This is a genomic window from Fulvivirga ligni, from assembly GCF_021389935.1.
GTDB lineage: Bacteria > Bacteroidota > Bacteroidia > Cytophagales > Cyclobacteriaceae > Fulvivirga > Fulvivirga ligni.
This window is the reverse complement of sequence record NZ_CP089979.1, coordinates 717,067-742,330: the sequence shown is the minus strand read 5'-3', so window position 1 is coordinate 742,330 and position 25,264 is coordinate 717,067. Positions and strand designations below refer to the sequence as shown.

Here is a 25,264-nt window from a genome sequence, read left to right as displayed (position 1 = left end):
CCTTATTTATGTTAGTTTTACCTAATCTATGATCGAAATACAGCACCTTTCCAAAACATATGGCGGCCAGAATGTGGTGGATGATGTATCGTTTACTGTGCAGCAGGGAGAGGTACTGGTATTGTTAGGCACCAGTGGCAGTGGCAAGACTACTACCCTAAAAATGATCAATAAGCTGGTGGAAAAGACAGCAGGAACGGTTTTTATTCAGGGAAAGAATACAGATGAATATCAACCTCACGAGCTTAGGCGAAAAATCGGTTATGTGATCCAGAGCATTGGGCTGTTCCCTCATTATACCATAGAAAAAAACATAGCCACGGTGCCTGAACTAATGCATTGGGAAAAGTCCAGAATAGATTCCAGGGTGAGGGAACTGCTAGGAATGATCGGGCTCTCTGAAGATGTGCTGAATAGAAAGCCTCACGAGCTCAGTGGCGGTCAGCAGCAAAGAGTAGGTATTGCAAGAGCACTTGCTGGCGACCCAGAGGTAATTCTTTTGGATGAACCTTTTGGTGCCCTTGATCCCATTACACGGGCGGAGCTGCAGAAAGAATTTAAGCAACTAAAGAGCGGCCTGAAAAAGGCCATGGTTTTAGTAACGCATGATGTGCTTGAAGCTGTAGTATTGGCGGATAAAATTGCGCTGATGGATAAAGGAAAAATTCAGCAGATTGGTAGTCCGAAGGATCTTATTTTCCATCCTGCGAATGACTTCGTGAGACAGTTTTTTGCTCAAAGCAAATTACAGCTGGAATTGCAGGTAATCACTCTGGCGGATATTATGCCGTTCACTATAAAGCAAATTAAACAGGATGCTTCTTTGTCTTTGGCGGATTATATGAAGGTCAATGAAAATCCAGAGATCATAAAGCTCTATTTCGAAAATAGAGAAAAGATAGTGGAGGCATATGGAGCAGGTTGATCAATTCATATCATTTATCGGTTCGCATAAGGCAGAATTATTAGAGCAGACTCTGGAGCACCTGTGGCTCACGTTGCTTTCCTTAGCTATTGCCACTGTTATTGGACTATCGATAGGTATATTGATTAGCAAGAAAAAGAATATTGCTTCAGCTGTTTTAGGCTTTGTAAATGGTATTCAGACCATTCCCAGCATTGCTCTGCTGGGCTTTCTTTTACCATTTTTAGGTATAGGTGTGGTGCCAGCTATTGTGGCGCTTTTCTTATATGCACTACTTCCCATAGTTCGAAATACCTATACAGGAATAACCGAAATTGATCCGGCCATCAAAGAAGCAGCGGTCGGCATGGGCATGTCACCCAGGCAAGTATTGTTAAAGGTAGAAATACCCTTGGCCATGCCGGTCTTATTTGCAGGTATCAGAACGGCTTTTGTGATCAATGTGGGTGTGGCTACACTTTGTGCCCTAATTGCTGCGGGAGGATTAGGCGAATTTATTTTCAGAGGCCTGAGTACCAATAATCCTCATATGATATTAGCTGGAGCCATTCCAGCTGCTTTAATGGCTTTGCTGTTTGATGCTTTAATGGGCTATATTCAACAACATGTTTATAAATTGATAAAGCCTGTTTTGATCAGCTTGGCTATTTTGTTCATCGGAATTTTGGCTTATAATATTTTCAGTTCCACCTCTAACAAAAAGTTAGTGGCTGGCTTTCCTTCCGAGTTTATAGAAAGAGGCGATGGCTACCTGGGTCTAAAAGAAACCTATGACCTTGATTTTGAAGTAAAAGAAATGGAAATCGGCCTGATGTACCAGGCTGTAAAAAATAAAAATGTAGATGTAATCAGCGGCTTCAGCACCGATGGCAGAATTGAGGCCTTTGATTTAGTAATATTGGAAGATGATAAAAAATATTTTCCTCCCTATTATGCAGCTCCGTTGGTCAGGGAATCAACCCTTAAAAACTATCCAGAAGTCAGGAATGCCTTAAATAAACTGGGTAATAGCATTTCAGGCCAGGAGATGAGTAGGATGAACTATGAAGTAGATGAAAAGCGTAAAGATATTGACCTGGTGGCGAGGGAATTTCTAAAGAAAAAAGGGTTCGAGATGTCTGGCCCAAAACAGGGAGAAGCGCAGATCATAATCGGCTCTAAAAACTTCACGGAGAGCTTTATTCTCGCCCATATTTTCAAGCTCATGATAGAAAGTTACACGCCATATGCTTGCGAACTCAAGCAAGGTTTTGGTGGCACTAAGCTGCTTTTCGATGCACTGAATACTGGCGAAGTAGATATATATCCTGAATACACCGGCACTGGCCTATTAGTAATATTAAAGCCAGAAGACACCAAAGATATTCTCTATGAAAAAGAGGCCGTTTATGAGTTCGTTAAACAGCAATTTCATGATCAATATCAACTCCAATGGCTTCAGCCCCTGGGTTTTAATAATACGGCTGCCCTCATGATGCGAAGAGAGCAGGCCAAAGTGTTAGGTGTTGAAAAGATCAGTGATTTAAAAGGCGATTAAAATATCTTATACCCAACAATAAAAGATACCGTTGAATACTCGGAATCCCAATAGTTATATTTAAGTAGAATATTTCTTGAAGTCATATATCTGATCTCTAGTGATAATGGCTTCCACTGAAATCCTCCTGAAAATGCTAATGAATTTCCAGAAGTCACTTCAAGTGTGGTAGATCTGTCTTTTTTAATATAAGAATCTTTTGAGTCAAAATTTAAAACGTAATTGGCGCTAGCAAAGAATCTTGTGTCGTCATTCAAGTAAAAACTATGACTAAGGCCGATGGGTAATTCAATGGACTTATAATCAACATGGTATTCACTGTCTTGATAATATTCTGTTACTATCTGATCTTCTTTATAGTACTGGTAAGTTGGTTCAAGGGTGATAGCCCATTTATTTTGATTAAAAGGCAGAACAAATTCTAAGAGAAGTCCTAGGCGAAAATTTGTCTTTGGATCAAAGGAAACAGACTTAAAATACCTGTTGCTAACATCTAACTTTGAAAAGTTAACACCAGGTCTAATAGTTAAATTTAAAAAGTCTCTCTTGTCTTTATCCTTAGCTACATAGTTGACATTGTCAGAATTTGAACAATTATTGTAATCGGTAAATAAGGAGGTAAGGTCTCTTTTCTTATAATCAAGATTTTCCAGGCGCCTTTGATCTATAGATTCACACTTGAGGTAAACAAATAGTTGCTGGCGGAATTTATTGTTTTCTGCGTAGTTATTTGAGCCTACAGAATAGCTCTTATATATTAATGGCTCTATCTCCTTACCTTCTAGTTGATAGTAAAATCTGGTGAGGTTGCTTTCCGCAGTGTATTGATATAAAGTAGCTTTACCCTCAATCAAATACTGTAGAAATAAAGTTTCTTTCTGAAATTCTGGCTCTTTCGTTTTTGATAAACTGCCCAGGTTGCTACTAGAGCGGTCAATGTCTACAGTGGCACGGATATATTTCCAGCTATCGCTAATTCCAAATTCTGATACTGAATCAATAACCGCTAGTTGCGTCTGTGATTCGTCGGACATTTTGTACTCAAAAGAGGTGGGATTATTTTTCCAATCGACATTCCTAATTAAGCAGGCCGTTTTATTGCCTTGGTTGTCAATTATATAACCAGGATCAAATGTGATTTGAGCATGAACGCAAACACTAAAAAGAATTAAAGCACAAGAACTAAAGAGTTTCTTCATAAGACAAAATTTAGCGCAATATAACAAAGTCAATTTTAAATATAATCAGACGTATAGGTCTGAAATCGGACTCTGTCGCTTTTTTACATGTAAAACGCTAATTCGGCCCTCTACCTTAGCGGAAAAACTTTTTAAACATGAAAACATCTCATATAAAATTTTTCCTTCCGGTTCTGCTCGGATTTGCGCTTATACAATTTACAGGTTGTGGAGATAGCGGTGATGATAATGATGACGACTCTCCTAATGCGGAAGTAATAGATTTAAACGCTGTGCATTTGGCTTGTCTCGAGCCGAACGTGGCCATCCAACTGCCTGGTAACTTCAGCAGTGGTAATCTCAACGAACAAGCTGCTGAACTGGTGGCAGTGGTTCAAACGGGTAATGCTTTAATTACAACTAGTACGAACTTATTTGTACCTCCGGCTACCGCGAAAAAGGCGGAGGCGGATGCCTACATTGATGAAGATGATGAAGCCTATACGTGGGGTGCGGTACCTAACAAATTCTTATTCATGCAGAACAATTATAGCTATTCCATATATCAATACACTGAGGAGGATGACATTATTCCTCAAGAAATTCTTTACGTAGATCAAAATGAGGATTGTAGTAAGTTTTTACTCACTCAATATGCAGCAGAAGACGATGATGACACTAAGAAGGGAGAGGTAATTTTCTCTTTTACTTTTCAATGGGCAGGCACAGCAAAGCGGATGACATTTGGCGAGGATTTGCAGTTAGAAGAGAGCCCGTCTTATCTTATTAGAAGCTTTGAAGATCTGTCTGGCGAGATGAGCAAAAGTATAAATGGACAAGTCGTTTTGGACATTAACTGGAGTGCTAGCGGAGACGGATCCTATTCAGAGTATGATGCCAATGGCAATACCATTGACAGTGGTACCTGGGATTTTTAACTATAATTAAGCATTTTACTTTCTATCTCCGAATGACTTCTTGACAGCTGTCGGGGAGTCATTTCTCCATATTTTTTAAAGAATCTGTTCAGGTGTGATAAGTCTGTGAATTGATGAGCCACGATGCAGTCAGTCATGTGGGTCCATTTGCCGGTGATTAGCTCGTGGAGGATCATATTATATTTGATTCTATCCATCCACCCTTTTGGGGTAATGCCAGCCACTTGTTTAAAAAGCCTTTGAAAGCTTCTTGTGCTCATGGCTATTTCCCTTGAAAGCTGGTGAATAGCCCAATGAGGAGCTTTAGCAGTAATATTAACGGCCTTCTCAATCGGAGAGATGAGGTGAGAACAACTGGATTGTTGCATAAAATGAGATAGAAAAAAGCGCTCGGTGATACAGAAAATCTCATGCGTAGAGGAGGCTAATTTTAGCGTATAAACCAGTTCCTCTACCTTCTCTTCATCAATAAAATGGGCAATATCTAAATGCTCATTAGTAAATGTATCTCCAGTTTCTCCAGTAAGACTGAAGAAAGCATACGGATGCAAGTCCAGGCCTACAATGCGTAACTTTCCTTCAATGCTTATTTTTGCTGAGGTAGAATCTACAAAACCATTCAAACTGATGGGAGCCGTAATTTTGCCATCACCTTCTTTGAACTCAATGAATGGGAGCGTATCCAGGCAAATGGTGATGAAATTTCCAGGCTTAGGTAAAAATGGTACCTCTACTTTCTGGTCAAATGAATGTTCAAAATACCAGATGCTGGTGATGTATCTGCCCAGAGGAGAATTTACCGGATAACTGTTTTTTATCATGACCTTTATTGCCTTTAAATGGAAGATGTAAACAGCTTCTGGATTTGAAAAGCTTTATCGATTTAGCAATTTATTAATTACTTTTAACTGTAAATTTTGATACCTATGCTAACTGCCTTACTCTTATCTTTCATTTCCACCTTCACCGCAGCCGAGAAAAAGCCAACGGTAGAACTTACCAACCTGCAAACAGAACATCTTGAAAAAGCATTAGGCATAGATGTTGAAAACCCCAGATTTAGCTGGCAGATGATTACTGAGGTAGAAGCAGTGAAACAGGTGTCTTATCGCATCTATGTGGGTGAGGATTCCCTGCAAGTGGCGAACCGTGAAGGAAGTAGCTGGAAGATAGAGGAAAATAGTAGTAGCCATCTGGTGGTTTATAATGGGGAGGCACTTCAGCCATTTACCAGGTATTATTGGGCTGTAGAGATTATTGATAATCAGGGCAATAAAACCGATTTAAACATTTCTCATTTCGAGACGGGAATGATGAAACCTGAGAATTGGAAAGGCGATTGGATAACAGACACGGATGACATCAATTTAAAACCGGCACCATATTTCAGGAAGGAAGTTCACAATCTTCGGAAGGTAGTGAGTGCGCGAGCCTACATTACTTCGGCAGGTTTATATGAGCTATATCTTAATGGTGAAAAAGTAGGTGATCATGTACTCGATCCTATTTATACCAGATTTGATAAGCGCAATTTATATGTTACTTACGATGTAACGTCCCAATTTCAGAATGAGGAGGTTACTGTAGGTGTGATATTGGGTAACGGTTGGTATAACCACCAATCTACAGCGGTTTGGAATTTCGATAAAGCAGGGTGGAGGGCCAGGCCTAAGTTTTGCCTCAATATCAGGCTTATCTATTCTGACGGATCGGTACAAACTATTACTACAGATGATTCGTGGAAAACGGCCTTGGGTCCAGTTATTTTTAATAGTATTTATACAGCGGAGCATTACAATGCTGAAAAGGAATTAAATGGCTGGAATCAAGGTGGTTATGAAGACGCTAATTGGGCCAATGCTATCAAGACATCGGCACCTTCAAATAACATAGTGGCTCAGGCTATTCCTCCGATAAAGCATGTTGAGGAAATAAAGCCCGTAAGCATGAGAAAGATCAGTAGCACGCAATACATCTTCGATTTAGGGAGAAATATTGCAGGCGTTACCCGGCTTCAAGTAAAAGGCCCGAAAGGAACAACTATCCGTGTTACCCACTCCGAGCAATTGGATAGTGCGGGCAATATTGATTTGTCTAACATTGTGGTGCACTATCGCCCACACGACGATTCTGACCCATTTCAAACGGATATTTACACCTTAAGTGGTGCAGGAGTTGAGAGTTTTACACCAAAATTTAACTACAAAGGCTTTCAATATGTGGAGGTGAAAAGTACTGAGCCGATAGCATTAACTAAGGAAAGTATCACCGGCATTTTCATGCATAGTGATGTAAGGGCGCAAGGCCATATTTCTACTTCTAACGGAACTATTAATAAAATTTGGGAGGCGACAAACGCTTCTTATCTATCTAATCTTTTTGGCTACCCCACTGATTGTCCACAACGAGAGAAAAATGGCTGGACAGGAGATGCCCATATTAATATAGAAACAGGCCTATATAACTTTGATGCCATCACCATCTACGAAAAATGGATGGCCGACCATCGTGATGAACAGCGGGAAAATGGGGTTCTTCCATCAATAGTTCCTACCTGGGGTTGGGGCTATGACTGGGGTAACGGCCCGGATTGGACCAGCACTATCGCCATTATTCCATGGGAGCTTTATCAATTTTATGGAGATGATCGTGCACTTGAAGAAATGTATCTTCCGCTAAAAAAATATGTAGATCACATCACTGAAGTATCACAGGAGGATGGACTAACCGATCGGGGATTAGGAGATTGGGTTCCGGTGAAATCAAAAACACCTAGAGAGCTTACCTCATCTATCTATTATTTTGTAGATGCTTCTATTCTATCTAAGGCAGCGCTTCATTTTGGTCATACTGAAGATCATAAGCATTATCAAAAATTGGCTGATGATTTAAAAATCGCTATCAACAAAAAGTATTTGAACCCTGAAACCGGGATTTATGGCTCTGGCTTCCAAACCGAGCTGAGTGCCGCGCTGTATTGGGGATTAGTGCCGGATCAGCTACAGAAAAAGGTGGCTACTAATTTATCGGAAGCTGTGAAAGCAGCTGATAACCATATAGATGTTGGCCTTTTAGGGACAAGAACAATTTTAGGAGCATTAAGCAAGTACGGTCATGCAGACCTGGCATACCAGGTGGCCTCACAGGAAACTTACCCGTCATGGGGTTGGTGGATCGTAAACGGAGCAACCACTTTATATGAAAACTGGGATATCAACGCAAGCTCGGACATTTCCAGAAATCACATCATGTTCGGTGCCATTAGTGGCTGGCTATACTCCGGGATAGGCGGCATTCTGACCGACGAGCAGGCTCCCGGTTTTAAGAATGTCATATTAAAGCCACATTTTGTAGAAGGACTTTCAGAATTTGAAGCGAGTCACAATGGTCCATTCGGTGAGATCGTGTCTAAATGGAAAAAGAAAGGAAATCTTCTAGAGTACCAGGTCATCATTCCACCAAACAGCACCGGCAGCGTTTACTTGGAAGCTGAACCGACGTCTTTAAATGGTAAGGAGATAAAGACAGTGCCAGTAAACGGTATTACTTTGGAGTCAGGAACGCATACATTTATTATTGAAGATTAATTCTGTTTTGTACTTCTTAATCCGAAATCATAAGGTTTGTAAACTACTCTCTTAATCATGGCTATTTGCCCACAGTGCCACATGGTATGTTTAATGTTCCAGTCAAGCACCTGAAACTTGTTTTTAGCAATAGGATGTTGTATACCTGTATTTTCTAAAGGTTGGTCCAGCTGATCTGCAGATAGTGTGTTTATAGTTTTTAATGATTTCTCCTGAATCAAAGCCATATGTTCTTTGAGTTTTGCCGCAGTGAATTCACCCAGAGAGGCGGATGCCGGGCCGTACGTGAAGAGCTCCGAGTATTTCTTAATCGGTATTTTCTCCATAATGTCTGGCTGGTGCCCCACCACATTCATTACAGAATGAAAGTATAAGCTCAACACCAAATGCCCCACCTGCCAACTTAGGTTGCTGTCGATAATCTCGGGAATTTCTTCCCATTTTTCTTCAGGTACAGCCTTAATGAGTTTGTTTACCCAGCTATAGGCATCGGCGGTTTGTTGGTGTAGGGTTTCTATGGTGGTCATAAAAGGGATGCTTAAATTCTTGCCTGATAAGTATAAAGCTCATGGTATCTTCCGTCTTTCACAATCAACTGATCATGAGTGCCTTGCTCCACTATGTTTCCATTTTCAATCACTAAAATCTGATCCGCCTGACGGATGGTGCTTAGCCTGTGGGCAATTACAAAAGTGGTTCTACCTTTCATCAGCTCCTTTAAACTTTGCTGAATGTAAGCCTCACTTTCCATATCGAGGTTAGAGGTAGCCTCATCCAAAATTAATATTCTTGGGTCAGCCAGTATTGCACGAGCTATGGCTATTCGCTGCTGCTGCCCACCTGATAGTTTTACACCCCTTTCACCAATCATGGTATCGAGACCATCTTCAAAACGATCAGTAAACTCATCTACATGGGCTGCTTTTACGGCATTAAGTACCTCCGCTTCACTGGCTTGTGGCCTTGGAAAAAGTATGTTCTCCCTAATAGTGCCTTCAAAAAGAAAATCATTTTGCAAAACCACTCCGAGCTTGCTACGATAGCTTTCTAATGAAACAGTGGATAAATCTACGCCATCAATAGTAATGGTGCCATCATTCGGATTTAAGAAGGATGCGGCGAGGCCTGCTATAGTAGATTTACCTGATCCTGAGGTTCCTACGAGCGCTGTAACTGATCCTGCAGGGGCATCAAAAGAAACACCTTTTACCACATTTTTATTTTCTTCATAAGCAAATTTCACCTGCTTAAACTGAATGTGCCCTTCTATTTCTTTAAGAACCTCAGTTCGTTTTTGATCGTCGCTTTCCAGTGGCTCATTTAAAATTTCCTCCGTTCTGTCAAGGCCGGCAAAAGCTTCCGTAAGTTGGCTACCGATATTGCTCATCTGTAGGATAGGGGCTATCATAAATCCAAGGTAAAGAGTAAAGGCAAGAAAATCTCCTTGAGAAAGTTCATCGTTCATCATCATATAACCCCCAATGCCCATGATGCCTGCGGTGGCTAGACCTAACAGAAATGTGGAGGAACTAGTCATTATACTGGTAGCAGTGAGACTTTTCTTTACGTTAAGAAAAAGCCTGGTTACACCCTCATCAAAGGTCTTAATTTCTTGATTTTCAGCATTAAATCCCTTAATTACTCGAACACCTCCCAAGGTTTCTGTAAGTCTGCCTGTTACTTCGGCGTTGATTTTACCCCGCTCTCTAAATATGGGTCTGATGTAACCGAATGCTTTAAGTGAAATCACACCAAAAATAATAACAGGTACCAGCACATAGAGCGTCATCATCGGGCTGATATAGATCAAAATCCCAAGACAGATAATGGATGTCAAAATGCCCCCAAAAAGCTGAGCTAACCCTGTACCAACAATATTTCTAACGCCTTCTACATCAGACATGATTCGCGATACAAGCTCTCCTGTTTTGGTATTGTCGAAGAATCTAACTGGAAGCTTTATGATATGGCTTTGCACTTTGAGTCTCAATTTGGCTATAAGATTTTGTGCTTCTACACTGAGGATTTGAGTTAAAGCAAAAGAAGTAATGGCCTGAATGAAAATAGCTCCGACCACCGCGGCAATGATGGTCTTTAATAAATTCATGTCATTATCTTTCACCACGTTATCTAGCAAAAACTTGCTTGCTCCAGGCAGAACTAAGCTAGCTAGCCTACTAATAATCACTAATACAAGCCCTAATAGCACCTGATATTTTCTTGGCCATATAATTGTCTTAAATACATGGCCTATGGTTACTTGCTTCTTACTCATAATTTCGATTTAGCTACCTGTTTTGAAACGGAATTGATAAAGATAGGATGTGAATTTCTTTAAGTATCTATTATTCCCGATGCTTAAAAACTAAATTAGTCTCATCATTGCTTATTGTAATGAAATCCACTTTTTACTTTTAGTCCCATGATCAGAGACCAAGACGGAAAGCCTATTCCATTATTGACCTATCTGCTACTCACCTTAAATGTAGGGGTTTTTGTGCTACAGGTTATTTTGGAAGATAACCAGAGTGATGTAATTACTATGATCCACTGGGGGGCTAACTTTTCTCCCTACACGCTAGGTAGCGAATGGTGGAGGCTCTTTAGTAGTGCTTTTCTGCACTTTGGCATTGTGCACTTACTCATGAACATGTTGGCTCTTTATAGCCTTGGTAGAAATTTGGAGCCACATATTGGCTCTTGGAATTTTGCTGGGCTGTATTTCATTAGTGCTCTATTTGCCGGTATAGCTAGTCTTTTTTGGAATTTGTATGTGGTGAGTGCCGGCGCCAGTGGGGCATTGTTTGGCTTATTTGGTTTCTTAATGACATTCATGGTAATTATCCATTGGAACGATAAAGTGAAACTAAGGAATATTGTAGTTTCGTTCGTAGTCTATATTGTTATCATAAATCTGGTAGGTAGTTCCTTTCAGTTTGATAACGCCGCTCATATGGGAGGGCTGCTGGCAGGAATCATTCTGGGCTTGTTTTACGCTTATAGTGTTCACCGTAAAAGGATCATATTCTATTGGACAACAGTTATCATTCTTACGCTGACTGGAGTTATCTACTTCAGCCTTCTTCCCAGAGAGAAAGAAGAATATTTCGATGTTTTTCAGGAACTGGTAAAGACCGAAAGAGCCAGCAATAATATTATGAATGGTAACTACAGTTCTGATGCTGTATTCCTGAAGGATATGAATGAATATATGCCGCATTGGGATACTTTATTGTGGCAAATCGATAGCCTGCATAACCTGCCAGAAGTGCTAATTTCTGATTATGATCAGATAAAAAAATATGCCGAGGACAAGGCTCTTGAAATGCAATACACGATTTATATGATCGAAAAAGAATCATATACCTATTTCGATAGTTTGGATATTGTACGGGATGGGCTTACTCTTAATTTGGAATACCCTTTGGCTATGGAATCGGCCTCTGAGCCACGACCAGATTCTGCCGTTCAAAAACCTTCCAGTGGCGAGGTGGCTAAGGTATATTATGATAAAAATTGGAAAGAGACCCAGAGTTATCTGGCCAGCTACTACAGATTGGGTTATAAAGACAGTTTGGGCAGGTGGAATGGGCCAGTGAGAGATTATTTTAGAAATGGTGCCATACAGATGAAAGGCACTTACAAAAAAGGAATAAAAGACGGCGTGTTTCTTTACTACACTGAAGACAGCGTTTATAGTGCTGTGGGGCGCTATCAAAATGAAGATAGAGTGGGAAAATGGGAGGAGTTTCATAAAAATGGATCCTTGGCTCAGGAAGTTCGTTATGCTGAGAGGTCATATCTGATCAATGCCTGGAATGAAAACGGTGACCTCCAAGTGTCTAATGGCGAAGGAGATATAATTAAAACATATGACGGTGGCATTATAGCCTCCTATCAGCATTTTACTAATGGCCTGAAAGACAGCCTCAGCTTTGGCTACTATGCCAATGGCCAGCCCTACTTCAAAGAGTTTTTTGATCAGGGCAGGCTCACTAAAGGAATATCCTATTCTAAAGATGGAGAAATGTATGAGTATGATGCCTCCATTTATCAGCCCTATCCACAAGGTGGCTATGAAAAGTTCCAGGCCTACTTAACGGAGCGCATAGAAAGCCTTCCCAATTCTTTCCCAAAAGGTGCTGTAGAATTGCTCTTCGATGTGGATAAAAAAGGCAATGTCTATAACATTAGAGTATACAGTAGTGATGATCATGAGTTGAGTGAAATGGCCATGGAAATATTACAAAACGGACCAAAGTGGGAGCCAGGAAGAGAGCATGGTATAAATCCGGTGCTATCTGGGGCTTACCACAGGTTTATTTTTCCTTGATGGTTATTGATAAACCAATATCAGATTTCACGGTTTTAAAATTTAATATGAAGTTAATTTTAAAGTATGCGGCCATACTAGTACTATTTATCATCTGTACTTGTGCGCACGCCCAAAAATACAAGGCGGAAAAGGAGGTGCGGATTAAAGCTAAGGAATTGCCTGCCAGCATATTAGATCAGGCAGATCAAATTATAAATGACGCAAAGAAAGTGAAGTATTACTTTGAGTCTGACAGCGGCCGTACCAGTTATGAGATAAAGCTGAAAAAAGACCACATCCTTTATAGTATTGAATTTAATAAAAATGGGATGTTAGAAGATATAGAACGGTTGGTCTGCTTCATGGCTTTGCCAGATAATGTGATCCAAAATGTTGCAGATCATTTGGCGAAATATGCCAATTATCAGATAAGAAAAAGCCAAAAGCAATATAGTGATCCATCTGCCAGTCTACAGCAAATATTTTATTCGGCTCATGCCAATGAAAGTAGATTTACAATAAGATATGAATTGATCATAAGTGTGCTTCAGAATAACTCGTGGCAAGGTTATGAGATGCTATTCGATGAGCAGGGAAAATTTTTAGAACAGAGGGAAATAGTGGGGAGGGCCGATGATCATATCTTGTATTAAGAGTAGAGGGTGCCTTGCATTGGCTTTAATGATGAGCCTTTTTTTAAGCAGCGCAAAGGCACAAGAAGATAAAATAAGCTATGAGCCAGGAGTTTCAGTAAATTACAAAATAAAATCACGCTGGTCGGCGAATACTAGTTTAGGTGCCAGACTTACTACCCTAGAGGATGCAGGTACTGTAACCGAGTTTTTTGAACTGAGCCAATTTTTCACCTATCATTGGTTGAGTAACGTGAAGCTAAGTGCGGGCTACAAATATCGCTATCGAGATCCCTTTGAGGAGGAGGAATATTTGTATGAGCACCGATTAACTCAGCAGATTAGCTGGGCGCACAGTAACTTAAATCAGCGCTATGCCAGTAGACTGAGAGTAGATGAGCGCTGGCAAAATGATAATTATCGCTGGCGTTTTAGGTATAGATTTTCCTTAGATGCTCCGTTATCAGGAGAGGAGCTCAATCCAAAAGAATTTTATGCAATGGCATCCAATGAGCTATTATACACCACAGGCAAAACTACAGATGCTTCTCTGGATAATAGGCTAACTGCTGGGGTTGGCTACTTATTGGCTCAGAGAAACAAATTGGAGTTTAATTTTCAATGGCGGTCAAATGATTTGTTTAGTAATTTGAATCATGTGCCGTTTTTACAGTTCAACTACTACATTCAGTTATAACAGCCACGGTCTTGCAAAATAAATTTAGATCTAACAGATCAGAATTATCGGACTTCTAAATATCTTCGTGCCGGTTTTTTACGAATGTCAATTTATCGTAAAGTTCAGGCTGTAGAACGGGTATTCTCCAGCCTGGAAAGGGACCTGGCTACCTTTAAGAATGCAACGGGTTTACAGTGCGTCTCAGGATGCGGTCTATGTTGCAAAAAGCCAGATATTTCGGCAGCTGCATTGGAATTTTTGCCGTTAGCCTACCACCTCTTTAAAGAAGGGCAGGCTTATCAATGGCTTGAAGAATTAGACACTTCCAGCGATGATCCTTTTTGCCGAATGTTTCGCCCTTTCTTAAAGGAAAACGAGTCCGGATTTTGTAGTCAGTATAAATACAGAGGCCTTATTTGCAGACTTTTTGGTAATGCCGCTGTGCTGGATAAGAATGGCGAACCCAAGCTGGTTACTTGCCAAACTATAAAAACTGAGAAACAATTAGTTTATCAAAAGGCAGTGCAGCATATAGCTGAAGGAAGACCCACACCGGTGATGAGAAACTATTATTTTCAACTTAGAGCCATTGATTCAGAGCTTGGAATGAAGCTTATGCCCATCAACCAGGCAGTGCACGAGGCCTTGAAAATAGTTCTTAGCTATTATGCCTACCGAAAACCACGAAGGGCTTAATGCATAAATGGAGAAAATGCTTGTTTGTATTGATCTATAAACTCATCAAGCCGTTTCAGCCGATACTGCATCACCCATCTTGGATGCGGTAGCGGCACTATTTCCTTAAATAGCTTATACTTTTTGTTCAGTGCTTTCAGGTAAGCAATGTTTTTGCCCATACCCAGGCTAAAGGCTGTGTCATGCGCACCAAAGGCTATCTGCTTGCGCATTTCTTCCACCATATAATCTTCCAGGGCATTTTGAAGCTCGGGTATGTCGTAATAATTTAGATTTTTACCATCTTTTACAAATCCCAATGGAGATACAGAGCTGAAATAGAAGTGTTTATAAAAGATAGCAGGTCCACCTACAGCCTGAATCATTTGATAAATAAATCGAGAGGACAACTCAGATTTTTTATCAAAATTATTTTCAATACCCAGTTCTTCTTCCAGCCGTATGGGATCAGTGAATGGGATTCCCGTAGCGCCACCCCCAAGCCTGCCTGGATTTATACCTATGAGAAAAGTCCTTTTATTGGTATCATTAAAATATTGATGATAGAAAAGATCAGTCACCCTTTTTACCTCATCTTCATCAAAAGGATAGAGCACCTCTACGCCTTCCGGCAAATTTTGAGGCAAATTGAGCCGAGCATAGTAGTCAAGAATTTGTTGGGCATAGGTCATAATGTAAAGTTAGTCATCTCTTATGAACTACTTTTCATAATGGTTCGACTGATTTAATTTTCGTTTAGTATTCTTCTGAAGTTTAACCCAGAGATACTTCCAAGAATGTAAGCCGTAATAGTTCCAATAATTATACATAATATTAACTCCCCTAGAGAGATAGCAGACAATTCTCTAAATGAGAAGTTGGCAGAACCTACTACAATCAACACCCATATATCATTAATAAAGCTAATGAGCGGCCTGTGGCATAATATATGATTCCTACAAAGGCCCACCAGATGGAGCTATCTCTTTTATTTTTGCTGGCCTTAGCAAAAACGAAAGCTATTAAAATTACTAGAATGAGTTCGATCAATTGTCTGCGTTAGTGTGGACAAACCTCTGTGCAATAGGTCTATAATTGGTTATTAATATAAATCCGATGAATACATTGATTGCTGCTACTGCCCACCAAAATTTAGTCATGTCTTGAATAGTCTCGCCACCTATGTCAGATTTCAAAACCATATAGCAGTAGCTAATAAAGCTGGGTATGTTTTTTACGATCATAAAACCTCCAATTAGAAACAGAGAAATTTTAACGATGTCTTCAGCGTTTAGAGAACCCAGATTAATTCGCTCATCATCAAAACCTTTATCCAGTTGTAGCAACCTAACTAAGTGATCAGCTTTAAAAATTAGGAGAAGAAATAGGCCTATGATCAAGCCGACGATAAGAATTATCCAAAAGATATTTTCTGCACCTGGTTCAACGAATGCCATGCTCATGGCACTTGGCATTCCAGAAAACAGGGTTGCAATAAGTAAATACAAACCCAGTATTTTAATCACCAGAATAAAGAAGTCTTTCTTAGTCATTTTAATTTTTGTTAGAAGAGGATATTTTAAAGAAATTTCAGCTTAAACATGAAATTTAAAACTTTCACTATCAGCTCGAAGAGAATAAATACTAGTATGGATAAAAAGATTACCAAGGCGAAAATTGGCGGCATTTGTAGTGATGCAGAAACACTTTGCCCATGGGTAATTGCTACAAATAAGATAATTATCATGAAAAACACTATCAGTCCAATGTAAAATGTGTAATCCAGAATAACTTTCCCTACAAAGGAATTAGCACGCCCATGAATCAGGAAATAGAGATGGTGATTAGCAATGAGAAAAGAACTAAGAGTAACCGTAGTTATCGTTAACCTCCAAAATCCCTTTGGTACAAGATTGAATAAACCCACTCGGTCATAAATGAAAAATATGGTGATAAAAGCTGCCCCTAACAAAAGCGTTGGAAGTATATCCCTCACGCTAAAAGTTCGCCTAAAGTCATTCCAGCTTTTGGTAAGTGTTCTAGCCCTTGGGTCTGCAAAAGTGGGAGTCTCTAGTTGATATAATTCTTCCTGTAAAACAGTTGTGGCCGCACTGATAGCGGCTGGCTCATATTTCTCTTGTTTAGCGAGTATTTGCTCCAGCTCAGCTTTAGTTTTTTTCTTAAACCTTTTTAGAAAAAACTCTTCCACGTATTAAATAGACCAAGCCAAAGATGATTAAAAAAGAAATTATTAATTCGATGTAAAAATTTTTTGACAAAGAAATTACAAAAGCATATCCTTCTCCATGACTGCCGGAAAATGCCTGATATGAGATAAAGATCAGAGGAATTAACAGAGTAATTCCTAATGATATAATTACGTTTTTTAACATATAAGACTAGTTTTATTGAAGTTTCAATATATGAATATTTCTTCATAAAATTTAGCATGAATTTGTTTAACCATTCGCAAATATTCATAAACCACTCAGCATCTGTTTTTTACGCTAATCACATTATTTTTCAAATTTCGCAACCGTTTCCAAAAAGTTCCGTTATATCAAACAGGTCAAAACAACAACAACAAAATAATTAGGTATGAAATTTTTAACAGCAATGGCAGCTATGCTTATAGCAGGCACCACTACGTTTGCGTCCGCAAACTTTTCGAAAGTAGATCCTCAAAACACATTTAATGTAGTCCAAAACAATAAGGACAAATTCAAGCTGGTTTACTTTAAGCCAGATCAGGGAGAGGTGAAAATCAACATTTATAATTATTCTGGGGAAAAAGTTTACGAGCAGTCGGTAATCAATTCAGATGGCTTTTCTCAGCCTTTTAACTTTGAGTCTCTACCCGTAGGTGAGTACAAGTTTGAGGTGATTAACCCAGATGGCTCTAAAACCAGTAAGATAGTAAAGCATGGCATGGCCAATGAAACCTTGAAGGCTAACATTCTGAATGTGAATGATGGCAAAAGATTCCGTTTGGCGGTGCTAAAATATGCCACTAGCCCAGTATCTGTGGTTATTACAGATGATAACGACAAAGTGGTTTTCGAAGAAACCATTAAAAGTAGTGAGGGCTTTAGGAAGATTTATGATTTAACAGATTCAGAATCTTCATCTTTTAATTTTCAAATTACCAGCGGTGAATACTCAGTAACAGTACCCGCTGAATAAATAAAAACTTTGTTTTGTTTAGGTAAAAGGTCGCCGGGAAATATTCCGGTGGCCTTTTTTATATCTTTAGCCTATGAAATTTCTGATTGCTTTTCTGGTACTAATGTTAGCCGTTCAGGTGGGCATATTCTTTATGATTAGGGCCAGACGTAAAAAAGAAAAGGCATCTAACGTGATTGATAAGTATAATATCAGATCAGCATCAGACGCCTTTAGACTTATTCAGGACCAGACTATACCTGAAGAAGATCGTGCTAAAATAGAGCGGCTATATACCGCTCAAGATTAATGTAAGCCTTCTGTACTCACCGCCTTATTTTTGGCGGACCTCACTATGAGCACTAGTGGGGCACAGAGTAAGAAGAATATACCTATGTATAAAAATACATCCATATAGCTGAGCAAAGAGGCCTGCCTCATGACACTCATCTCAAACATTTGATAGCCCTTTTGTAAGGCCATATCTGGTGATGAGCCGGCAGACATAAACATTTGCTTGCTTCCTTCCAGCCTTTGCTGTACAATAGGATCGTAAGGACTCAGGTTCTTAATTAAATCAGCTCTGTACATAAAAGTGCTTCTGCTGATGAATGTACTGATCAACGCAATACCGAACGAACCTCCCAGCTGTCTTACCATTCCTGTGAATGCCGCTCCTTCTGCAATTTCTTTTCCCTTAAGGGTAGATAATGCCAGTGTGGTGATAGGTACAAATAATAATCCTAATCCTACACCTCTTACCATAAGAAGCCAGAAGAAATCATCATTACCTGTTTGTGGCGTGATGATGCCGTGAGCCCAGAAGCTGTAGAGAAAAAATATGATGAATCCTCCTGCTACCAGATATTTCTGGGGCACTCCTCTTTGAATGAGCTTACCCACTACGGGCATCATAAGACCGGTGGCTATAGAACTGGGCACCAGCAAAAGTCCTGCATCCAGGGCTGTCCATCCTAAAATAGATTGGGTAAACAGCGGAATAATGAAGGTGGAACCATATAATCCGAAACCTAGAATAAAGGTGAATATGGTTCCTACAGCCAGGTTTTTGTCTTTGAGTACTCTCAATTCTATCACCGGGTTGTCAATGGTTAATTCTCTCCAGATGAGCATATAAAAACCACCTACACCGGTAATGGCTAATACTATAATGAGCGGATCAGAGAACCAATCATGTTCCTGTCCTTTTTCCAGTACATACTGTAAAGAGCCTACCGCCAAAATGAGCAGGAATATTCCCAGCCAGTCAATTTCAGAGGCCTTCTTCTTTCCACCATAATTAGGACTCGCCACGTAGTTCAGTGTAAGCATGGTAGCTATAATCCCGATCGGGATATTGATATAGAAAATATAGGGCCAGCTGTAATTATCTACAATATACCCTCCTAAAGGCGGGCCAAGTGTAGGGCCTACAATGACTCCCATTCCGTACAATGCTTGGGCCATACCACGTTTTTCTGGCGGGTATGCTTCAGTAATAATGGTTTGAGAAGTAACAAGCAGTGCACCACCACCTAAACCTTGTATAAACCTGAAAGCCACCAGCTCCCAAATATTCGTAGCATTACCACATAAAAAGGAGGCCGTGGTAAATATGATAATGGAAGCCGCAAAGTAGTTTTTTCTACCAAACTGCTGCGAAAGCCAGCTGGTGAGCGGTACCATAATTACGTTTGCTATGGCGTAGGCGGTAACTACCCAACCTACGTCATTCAGGGTAGCGCCCAGGTTTCCTCGCATGTCATTTAGAGCTACGTTCACAATAGTTGTGTCCACAATCTCTAGCAGCGCACACGTGATGGCCGTAATCGTAATGATCACGCGCCGAAACCCGTATTCTACCGTATTATTTTCTTGTAGCATAAATTAAAAGCTAACTTTTAGTCTAGTGAGACTTCTACCAGCACGTTCATTCCAGCTCTTAGCTTTGATTGCTGCTCCTGTCCGTCATTCAGAACTATTTTTACCGGTATTCTTTGTACCACTTTCACGAAGTTACCAGTAGCATTATCTGGAGGAAGTAATGAGAATTTAGCGCCTGTAGCAGCTGCTATAGACTGAACTTTGCCTACGAAAGTAGTTCCTGGTACAGCATCAACTTCTACTTCTACTTCTTGTCCTGGCTGTATTTTGGCCATTTGAGTTTCTTTGAAATTGGCTACCACCCAGATGTTGCTATCTTCAACAATCGCAAATAATGACTGACCGGCCTGTACTAACTGACCTACTTCAACATGCTTTTGAGAAATAGTGCCGCTGATAGGGGCTGTAACTACAGTATAGGAAAGTTGTAACTGTGCCAGCTCAAGCTCTGCCTGACGCATTTTTACATTCGCTTCTGCCACAGCAATGTTATTAGTAGAAACATCACTATTGGATTGGCTCACAACTTTCTGTTTTGCTGCTACTGATTTCTGGCTTTGAAGCACAGCTAATTTCTTTTCTGCTGCTTCTTTGGTCGCCTGCACTTTGTCAAACTGTTGCTGTGTGATAGAGTGATCCTTTATTAAGTTAGAATATCTGTTATAATCCTGAGTGGCTTGCCAAAGATCTACTTTAGCGGCTTCTATATTAGCCTGTACGGTAGCGATGTTAGCCTGCGAGGTGCTCACGTTAGCCACAGATGCAGAGGCACCTGATTTTACTACCTCTAAGTTAGCTTTAGCGTTTTCAAAGGCCGCTTCAGCTTGCTCTACACGGATTTTATAATCTGTGTCTTCTAAGATTACTAAAGTATCTCCTTGCTTTACGTGCTTATTATCATCTACAAATATTTTGGTAATATAGCCTGAAGCTTTGGGTATCACCGGACTGATATTAGTTTCTAGCTGCGCATCTTCAGTTTCTTCATAATGCAGGCCATGGATGTATTTAAAAACTCCAAAAACGATACCTGCAACCACTATTCCTGCAAAAATGATAGGAAATAACTTGCTTCCTTTTTTCTTTTTTTGCTCAGGATTTTCCATTGGCGTGTTCATATTTACTATAGATAATTATTGTTCGATGTTAAATTCTTGTTTTAAAATGCCAGAGTCTTTGGCAAGTTGGTAGTAGCTGATCTGCGCGTCAGCTTTGGCGTGCATCTCGTTTACCTGTGCTTGTAGTTTCTGAACTTCAGCTTCCAGCACGTCTGTTAAAAGTGCCACACTATTGTTATAGCTGTTATTGGTGATGCGGTAGTTTTCAGTAGCCTGATTACTAGCAACTTCCAGCGTTTGAATTTTTTTAAGCTCCTTCTGGTAGTTCGCGTAATCACGGTAGATTTCTGTTCTTACACCATCCCATTTCATATCAGCCACCAGAGATGCCTGATCTGCCTTGGCTTGAGCTTCCTGTACATGACTCTTACCTTTGAAAAGGTTAGAAAGGTTGTATTGTACACCTAGACCTACATTTACTGCATTCGTAATGGTAACAAAATCAGGAATGTAAGCATCTACATAACCTGCCGTGAGCGCTAGAGATGGGTAATAACCGCCTTTAGCAATCTTAATACCTTGACTGGCTGCCATTTCACGGTTTTGAGCGGCATTAAGATCACTGCGTGATTCACCTGCTTTACCCATGTAGAAGCTAATGTCACTCACATCAGCAATATGAGCATTGGCTAGTTCTGCGGTGTCAATTTTAATAATGGTTTCCTCAGGTAGACCGAGTAAAATGTTCATATTATAATTGGCCACATCTACATTATTGTTAACCTCTAAAAGGCTAAGCTCCATGTTAGATTGCTGAAGTTGCGCCTTCAATAGGTCGTTACGAGTAATTACTCCATTACTTTCCAGGTTATTGAAAAGCTTTACTCTTTCCTGTGCCTCATTAAGATTTTGCTCTACAAGACCTTTGGTAGAAAGCAGTTTATAGTAGTTATAATAGGCACTGATAATATTAAAAATTACCGCTTCTCTTTGATTATCCACATCCAATTCAGCGGCTGTTTTTAGATAATCCGCTACTTTAACGGCATTATGTAATCTAAAGCCACTAAAAATAGGCTGAGAGAAACTGGCCATACCATATGTTACCGAAGAAACTTCGGGTGAGCTCCCACTTTGAGGTTCACCATCACCACTGTCAGTATCTCCACCAAAATGGGTCTCTACTGTAGGATTGTTTACCCTCAGGTGTGCGCCTGAAATAGTTAATTCAGGGTATTGATCGTGCTTGCTTTGCGCTAACTTTGCATTAGCCTCTTGTAGCGCCGCATAGGAGGCCTTTAGTGATTTACTATTTTGTAAACCCAATTCCACCGCCTCTTCCAAATTCAATTGATGCTCGTCCTGAGCATGTAGATTAAAAGTTAACAGCCCCATAAGGACTATCAGACAACTTTTCTTCATATTATTTAACTAAAAGATGATTACGTAAAATATTCTTTAAATGAGATTTTAGACGATCGTGAACTTCATTCTCAGAAGGTCCTTTCAAGATCATTCTGCGGGTAATTTTGCCTTGTGTACACTGGTTGATCAACCCAAAAAGCGTAAGCACAACCATTTCCACATCTACATCTTCACGGAAAATGCCTTCATTTTGACCATTTTGAATGATGCTCTTCATGTGCTGCCAGTTTCCTTCCAAAATGCCGATGATACGCTCATGTAGTTCTTCTCGCTGTGAAAGGCTGAGCTCACGGTGAAGCATTAAGTGAAACTTCTTATTGTAGAGTATTTTTTCAGTGTATAGATCTATCATCTGGTCCAGTATTTCCATGGGATGAAGATCCAGCTGCTTAAATTCTTCAATTTTGGCCCTGGTATGCTGAGTTCGTCTTAGTATCATTTCCTCTAAGAGGTTCTCCTTAGAACCAAAATAGTAGGAGATCATGGCAATATTCACATCAGCCTCTTGCGCAAGCTCTCTAACAGAGGTAGCATCATAGCCTTTCTCTACAAATAGCTTATCGGCGGCGTCTAAAATTCTTTCTTTTGACATAGTAGTTTATTCAAGATCATACAAAGCTAATTAAACGTTTGTTTAGTTTCAAACGACTGTTTAATTTTTTAAAATGACCCGTGCCTGTTATATTGTATTATGATACGTGACCACCTGAAAGCCAACCTCATAGGAATGAATAAAGAATTTCGTTACCGAGGTGAGGATCAAACAAGAATAGAAACACTAAGTGATGCGGTTTTTGCTTTGGCCATTACTATGCTCATTATTTCTACCAAAGTACCGGAGAGTTTTGATGAGCTTTTGCTATTCATGCAGGATTTAATTCCCTTCGGACTATGCATGGCTTTGATCATATACATCTGGTATGAGCATTTTCAATTCTTTATAAGATATGGTTTTCGCAATGCCCGGATTGTACTGATGAATTCCATCCTTTTGTTTTTCACTTTATTTTATGTGTTTCCATTGAAGTTTTTGGTGCGAATACTGGTGCGCATGTATTCCAATCTTCTTTTTGGGGATGCCGGCATGTTTCAGGGCATTAATAACTCAATTCCTATGGGAGACATGGATTTGCTTATGATTATCTACGGCATTGGCGCCTGTATCATTTTTTCAATGCTCATGCTGATGTTCCGCTATGCACTGAAAAAAAAGGAAGAATTGGAGCTGAATGATATTGAAATTTTTGACACCAAAAGTAGCATGTATACGCACGCCATCATGGCCTCAGTACCGGCCATTTCAGTTCTACTGAGCCTTATCTTTGGCAGCTTCTGGTTCAGCTCTATGCTTTCTGGATTTTTCTATATGACATATCCGATAATTTTTGCTATCTATGGATCCAAACGAAACAAGTTGCGAAAACAATTATTAGCGCATAAGAAATAGTATGGGATTTATTAATTCTATTATTCAGCGAATTTTTCTAAAGAAATCGCTCAAAAAATATATGAAAGAAGTGCGATTACTGGGAAGTGACACTTCTGGTTTTAAACTCGGCGCTTTAAACGGGGAGAATAATAAAGATTACAAATGGTCTGAAGTAAAGGACGTGGAAATTGTAACTGATGGTCTGGTTATTACTACCGATGGGCAAGATATTTTTATCAATAAGCAGTGGTCTGGATGGCACAAATTGTTGAAAGAGGTGCCAGTCGGTTATAAGAGCTTTAATAATGAGTTTGTATCTCATTATTTTTCCCAGATGAAAGGCTGTGAAATTTGTGGATTAAAAGCTGTGGTCAAAGATGAATGCCTTAATTGTTGCGCAGAAGTTTGGGGTGAAGAGGTCCAGAAATCTTATGACTCTAAGGAGGAATATCTAAGAGAAGAACAGCTGATGTGGTTTGAACCAGAAGAAAATGAATATCCGGATATCAATAATAGACCTGATGATGGGTTTGAATCCTGGACAGGTTGGAAGCCTGTGATTACAGATGAAGATATCCGGTCTTACTCGTATGATTAATATGAGGGAGTTTAATAAACAAACTCCCCTTTATCACTTTTTATCGTAAGTTTCTTGCTGTCAGATGCTTCCACGCGGCCGATGATCTGGGCCGGAATGTTGAAACTCTTGGCAATATCAATCACAGTTTGAGCATGCTTTTCATCTAAATAAAGCTCCAATCTGTGGCCCATGTTAAATACCTTATACATTTCTTTCCAGTCAGTGCCACTCTCTTCTTGAATGGCCTTGAAAAGAGGAGGAATCTCCAAAAAGTTATCTTTAATAACATGCACATTATCTACAAAATGTAGCACTTTGGTTTGTGCTCCACCGCTGCAATGAACCATACCATGTATTTCAGATTTCATTTCTTTAAAAATCTGAGCCATTACTGGTGCATAGGTCCTGGTAGGCGAAAGCACAAGTTTACCCATATCTAATGGCGCATCCGCAATAGTATCGGTCATCTTATATTTTCCTGTAAATACCAGGTCAGAAGGCACATCTGGATCAAAGCTTTCCGGATATTTTTCGGCATAAGACTTATGGAATACATCATGTCTTGCCGAGGTAAGACCGTTACTACCCATGCCACCATTATACTCGGTTTCATAAGTGGTTTGTCCGTATGAAGCCAGGCCAACAATCACATCACCGGCTTGAATGTTAGCATTATCAATAACTTCTGATCGCTTCATTCGTGCAGTAACTGTACTATCTACTACCACAGTTCTTACCAGATCACCTAAATCTGCTGTTTCTCCTCCGGTGCTGATAATGTCCACGCCATTGTCACGTAGCATTTGAAGCACTTCTTCTGTTCCGTTGATTAAAGCGGCGATGACTTCACCCGGGATAAGGTTCTTGTTTCTGCCAATAGTGGAAGAAAGCAAAATGTTATCTAAAGCTCCCACACAGATCAAATCATCGATATTCATGATGATCGCGTCCTGAGCAATACCTCGCCATACAGACATATCGCCGGTTTCCTTCCAGTAAATGTAGGCTAAAGAAGATTTGGTGCCCGCTCCATCAGCATGCATGATGTTGCAGTAGGCCTCATCATTGCCAAGAAAGTCTTTCACGATTTTACAAAATGCCTGAGGATATAGCCCTTTATCAATGTTTTTGATGGCATTATGTACATCTTCTTTAGAGGCAGATACACCTCTCTGTGCGTAACGATCGCTCATAAAATCAACAGATTATAATAAGTGCACAAAAATAGTAAATCTATAAGCGCGAAACAGCATGGATTGA

Annotated in this window: 24 protein-coding genes; 12 read left to right on the top strand and 12 right to left on the bottom strand. The window is 39.9% G+C overall.

All coding sequences use genetic code 11. From position 1 onward, the window contains the following. Positions 1-28 precede the first annotated feature (28 nt). Positions 29-925, top strand: coding sequence for an ABC transporter ATP-binding protein (locus LVD16_RS03285; RefSeq protein WP_233772160.1), 897 nt, complete (start codon positions 29-31; stop codon positions 923-925). Beyond that, on the top strand, positions 912-2,462 hold the full coding sequence (locus tag LVD16_RS03280; protein ID WP_233772159.1) for an ABC transporter permease/substrate-binding protein: 1,551 nt from the start codon (positions 912-914) through the stop codon (positions 2,460-2,462). Before LVD16_RS03285 ends, LVD16_RS03280 begins: the two co-directional genes overlap by 14 nt. Here the strand turns inward: LVD16_RS03280 and LVD16_RS03275 are convergent. After that, positions 2,459-3,661, bottom strand: a complete 1,203-nt coding sequence (locus LVD16_RS03275; RefSeq protein ID WP_233772158.1) for a porin family protein — start codon at positions 3,659-3,661, stop codon at positions 2,459-2,461. The two genes, LVD16_RS03280 and LVD16_RS03275, sit on opposite strands and share 4 nt — an antisense overlap. 137 nt (positions 3,662-3,798) lie before the next feature. Here LVD16_RS03275 and LVD16_RS03270 point away from each other — a divergent pair, with 137 nt between their 5' ends. Continuing rightward, entirely contained in the window at positions 3,799-4,578 is a 780-nt protein-coding gene (locus LVD16_RS03270; RefSeq protein ID WP_233772157.1) for a hypothetical protein, read from the top strand. Here the strand turns inward: LVD16_RS03270 and LVD16_RS03265 are convergent. Next, a complete protein-coding gene (locus LVD16_RS03265) occupies positions 4,575-5,399 on the bottom strand; it encodes a helix-turn-helix transcriptional regulator (RefSeq protein WP_233772156.1) in 825 nt (274 codons plus the stop codon). The genes LVD16_RS03270 and LVD16_RS03265 overlap by 4 nt on opposite strands. A 105-nt stretch (positions 5,400-5,504) precedes the next feature. On the opposite strand from LVD16_RS03265, the gene LVD16_RS03260 reads away from it, so the two are divergent. Beyond that, positions 5,505-8,165: an alpha-L-rhamnosidase gene (locus LVD16_RS03260; protein WP_233772155.1), complete on the top strand. Its 2,661-nt coding sequence runs from the start codon at positions 5,505-5,507 to the stop codon at positions 8,163-8,165. On the opposite strand, the gene LVD16_RS03255 is transcribed toward LVD16_RS03260, so the two are convergent. Both LVD16_RS03255 and LVD16_RS03250 read right to left on the bottom strand, forming a co-directional pair. Beyond that, on the bottom strand, positions 8,162-8,692 hold the full coding sequence (locus tag LVD16_RS03255) for a DinB family protein (RefSeq protein ID WP_233772154.1): 531 nt from the start codon (positions 8,690-8,692) through the stop codon (positions 8,162-8,164). The genes LVD16_RS03260 and LVD16_RS03255 overlap by 4 nt on opposite strands. 11 nt (positions 8,693-8,703) lie before the next feature. Beyond that, positions 8,704-10,440: an ABC transporter ATP-binding protein gene (locus LVD16_RS03250; RefSeq protein ID WP_233772153.1), complete on the bottom strand. Its 1,737-nt coding sequence runs from the start codon at positions 10,438-10,440 to the stop codon at positions 8,704-8,706. A 147-nt stretch (positions 10,441-10,587) separates the two neighbouring features. Here LVD16_RS03250 and LVD16_RS03245 point away from each other — a divergent pair, with 147 nt between their 5' ends. The 4 genes from LVD16_RS03245 (at position 10,588) to LVD16_RS03230 (ending at position 14,487) form a co-directional block, all read left to right on the top strand. Then, the gene (locus tag LVD16_RS03245; RefSeq protein WP_233772152.1) at positions 10,588-12,498 is read left to right on the top strand and encodes a rhomboid family intramembrane serine protease; all 1,911 of its coding nucleotides are present in this window, start codon (positions 10,588-10,590) and stop codon (positions 12,496-12,498) included. 47 nt (positions 12,499-12,545) lie between these two features. Next, positions 12,546-13,133: a hypothetical protein gene (locus LVD16_RS03240; RefSeq protein ID WP_233772151.1), complete on the top strand. Its 588-nt coding sequence runs from the start codon at positions 12,546-12,548 to the stop codon at positions 13,131-13,133. 28 nt (positions 13,134-13,161) lie between these two features. Beyond that, a complete protein-coding gene (locus tag LVD16_RS03235) occupies positions 13,162-13,809 on the top strand; it encodes a DUF2490 domain-containing protein (RefSeq protein WP_233772150.1) in 648 nt (215 codons plus the stop codon). Between the two features lie 84 nt (positions 13,810-13,893). Next, positions 13,894-14,487, top strand: a complete 594-nt coding sequence (locus LVD16_RS03230; protein ID WP_233772149.1) for a YkgJ family cysteine cluster protein — start codon at positions 13,894-13,896, stop codon at positions 14,485-14,487. Here LVD16_RS03230 and LVD16_RS03225 read toward each other — a convergent pair. The 3 genes from LVD16_RS03225 to LVD16_RS03215 form a co-directional block, all read right to left on the bottom strand. Beyond that, positions 14,484-15,158 carry a uracil-DNA glycosylase family protein gene (locus LVD16_RS03225; protein WP_233772148.1) on the bottom strand — a complete coding sequence of 225 codons (675 nt, stop codon included), beginning with the start codon at positions 15,156-15,158 and terminating at the stop codon, positions 14,484-14,486. The two genes, LVD16_RS03230 and LVD16_RS03225, sit on opposite strands and share 4 nt — an antisense overlap. Positions 15,159-15,512: 354 nt before the next feature. Then, positions 15,513-16,019 carry a hypothetical protein gene (locus LVD16_RS03220; RefSeq protein ID WP_233772147.1) on the bottom strand — a complete coding sequence of 169 codons (507 nt, stop codon included), beginning with the start codon at positions 16,017-16,019 and terminating at the stop codon, positions 15,513-15,515. A gap of 26 nt (positions 16,020-16,045) precedes the next feature. Then, positions 16,046-16,675 carry a hypothetical protein gene (locus LVD16_RS03215; RefSeq protein WP_233772146.1) on the bottom strand — a complete coding sequence of 210 codons (630 nt, stop codon included), beginning with the start codon at positions 16,673-16,675 and terminating at the stop codon, positions 16,046-16,048. 389 nt (positions 16,676-17,064) lie between these two features. On the opposite strand from LVD16_RS03215, the gene LVD16_RS03210 reads away from it, so the two are divergent. Beyond that, a complete protein-coding gene (locus LVD16_RS03210) occupies positions 17,065-17,649 on the top strand; it encodes a T9SS type A sorting domain-containing protein (protein ID WP_233772145.1) in 585 nt (194 codons plus the stop codon). 73 nt (positions 17,650-17,722) lie between these two features. Continuing rightward, positions 17,723-17,938 (top strand): hypothetical protein, encoded by a 216-nt coding sequence (locus tag LVD16_RS03205; protein WP_233772144.1) that lies wholly within the window; start codon positions 17,723-17,725, stop codon positions 17,936-17,938. On the opposite strand, the gene LVD16_RS03200 is transcribed toward LVD16_RS03205, so the two are convergent. The 4 genes from LVD16_RS03200 to LVD16_RS03185 are packed head-to-tail and all read right to left on the bottom strand — an operon-like array spanning position 17,935 to position 22,587. Beyond that, positions 17,935-19,512, bottom strand: a complete 1,578-nt coding sequence (locus tag LVD16_RS03200) for a DHA2 family efflux MFS transporter permease subunit (protein ID WP_233772143.1) — start codon at positions 19,510-19,512, stop codon at positions 17,935-17,937. The two genes, LVD16_RS03205 and LVD16_RS03200, sit on opposite strands and share 4 nt — an antisense overlap. 17 nt (positions 19,513-19,529) lie before the next feature. Next, complete coding sequence (locus tag LVD16_RS03195; protein WP_233772142.1) at positions 19,530-20,630, bottom strand: HlyD family secretion protein; 1,101 nt, start codon at positions 20,628-20,630, stop codon at positions 19,530-19,532. 15 nt (positions 20,631-20,645) lie between these two features. Further along, positions 20,646-21,992 (bottom strand): TolC family protein, encoded by a 1,347-nt coding sequence (locus LVD16_RS03190; RefSeq protein ID WP_233772141.1) that lies wholly within the window; start codon positions 21,990-21,992, stop codon positions 20,646-20,648. Between the two features lies 1 nt (position 21,993). After that, positions 21,994-22,587: a TetR family transcriptional regulator gene (locus LVD16_RS03185; RefSeq protein WP_233772140.1), complete on the bottom strand. Its 594-nt coding sequence runs from the start codon at positions 22,585-22,587 to the stop codon at positions 21,994-21,996. 135 nt (positions 22,588-22,722) lie between these two features. Between LVD16_RS03185 and LVD16_RS03180 the strand changes: the two genes are divergently transcribed. Further along, positions 22,723-23,442 carry a TMEM175 family protein gene (locus LVD16_RS03180; protein ID WP_233772139.1) on the top strand — a complete coding sequence of 240 codons (720 nt, stop codon included), beginning with the start codon at positions 22,723-22,725 and terminating at the stop codon, positions 23,440-23,442. A 61-nt stretch (positions 23,443-23,503) separates the two neighbouring features. Continuing rightward, the gene (locus tag LVD16_RS03175; protein WP_233772138.1) at positions 23,504-24,022 is read left to right on the top strand and encodes a hypothetical protein; all 519 of its coding nucleotides are present in this window, start codon (positions 23,504-23,506) and stop codon (positions 24,020-24,022) included. A gap of 11 nt (positions 24,023-24,033) precedes the next feature. Here LVD16_RS03175 and LVD16_RS03170 read toward each other — a convergent pair whose 3' ends face one another. Then, on the bottom strand, positions 24,034-25,197 hold the full coding sequence (locus tag LVD16_RS03170; protein ID WP_233772137.1) for an AIR synthase-related protein: 1,164 nt from the start codon (positions 25,195-25,197) through the stop codon (positions 24,034-24,036). Between the last annotated feature and the right edge of the window lie 67 nt (positions 25,198-25,264).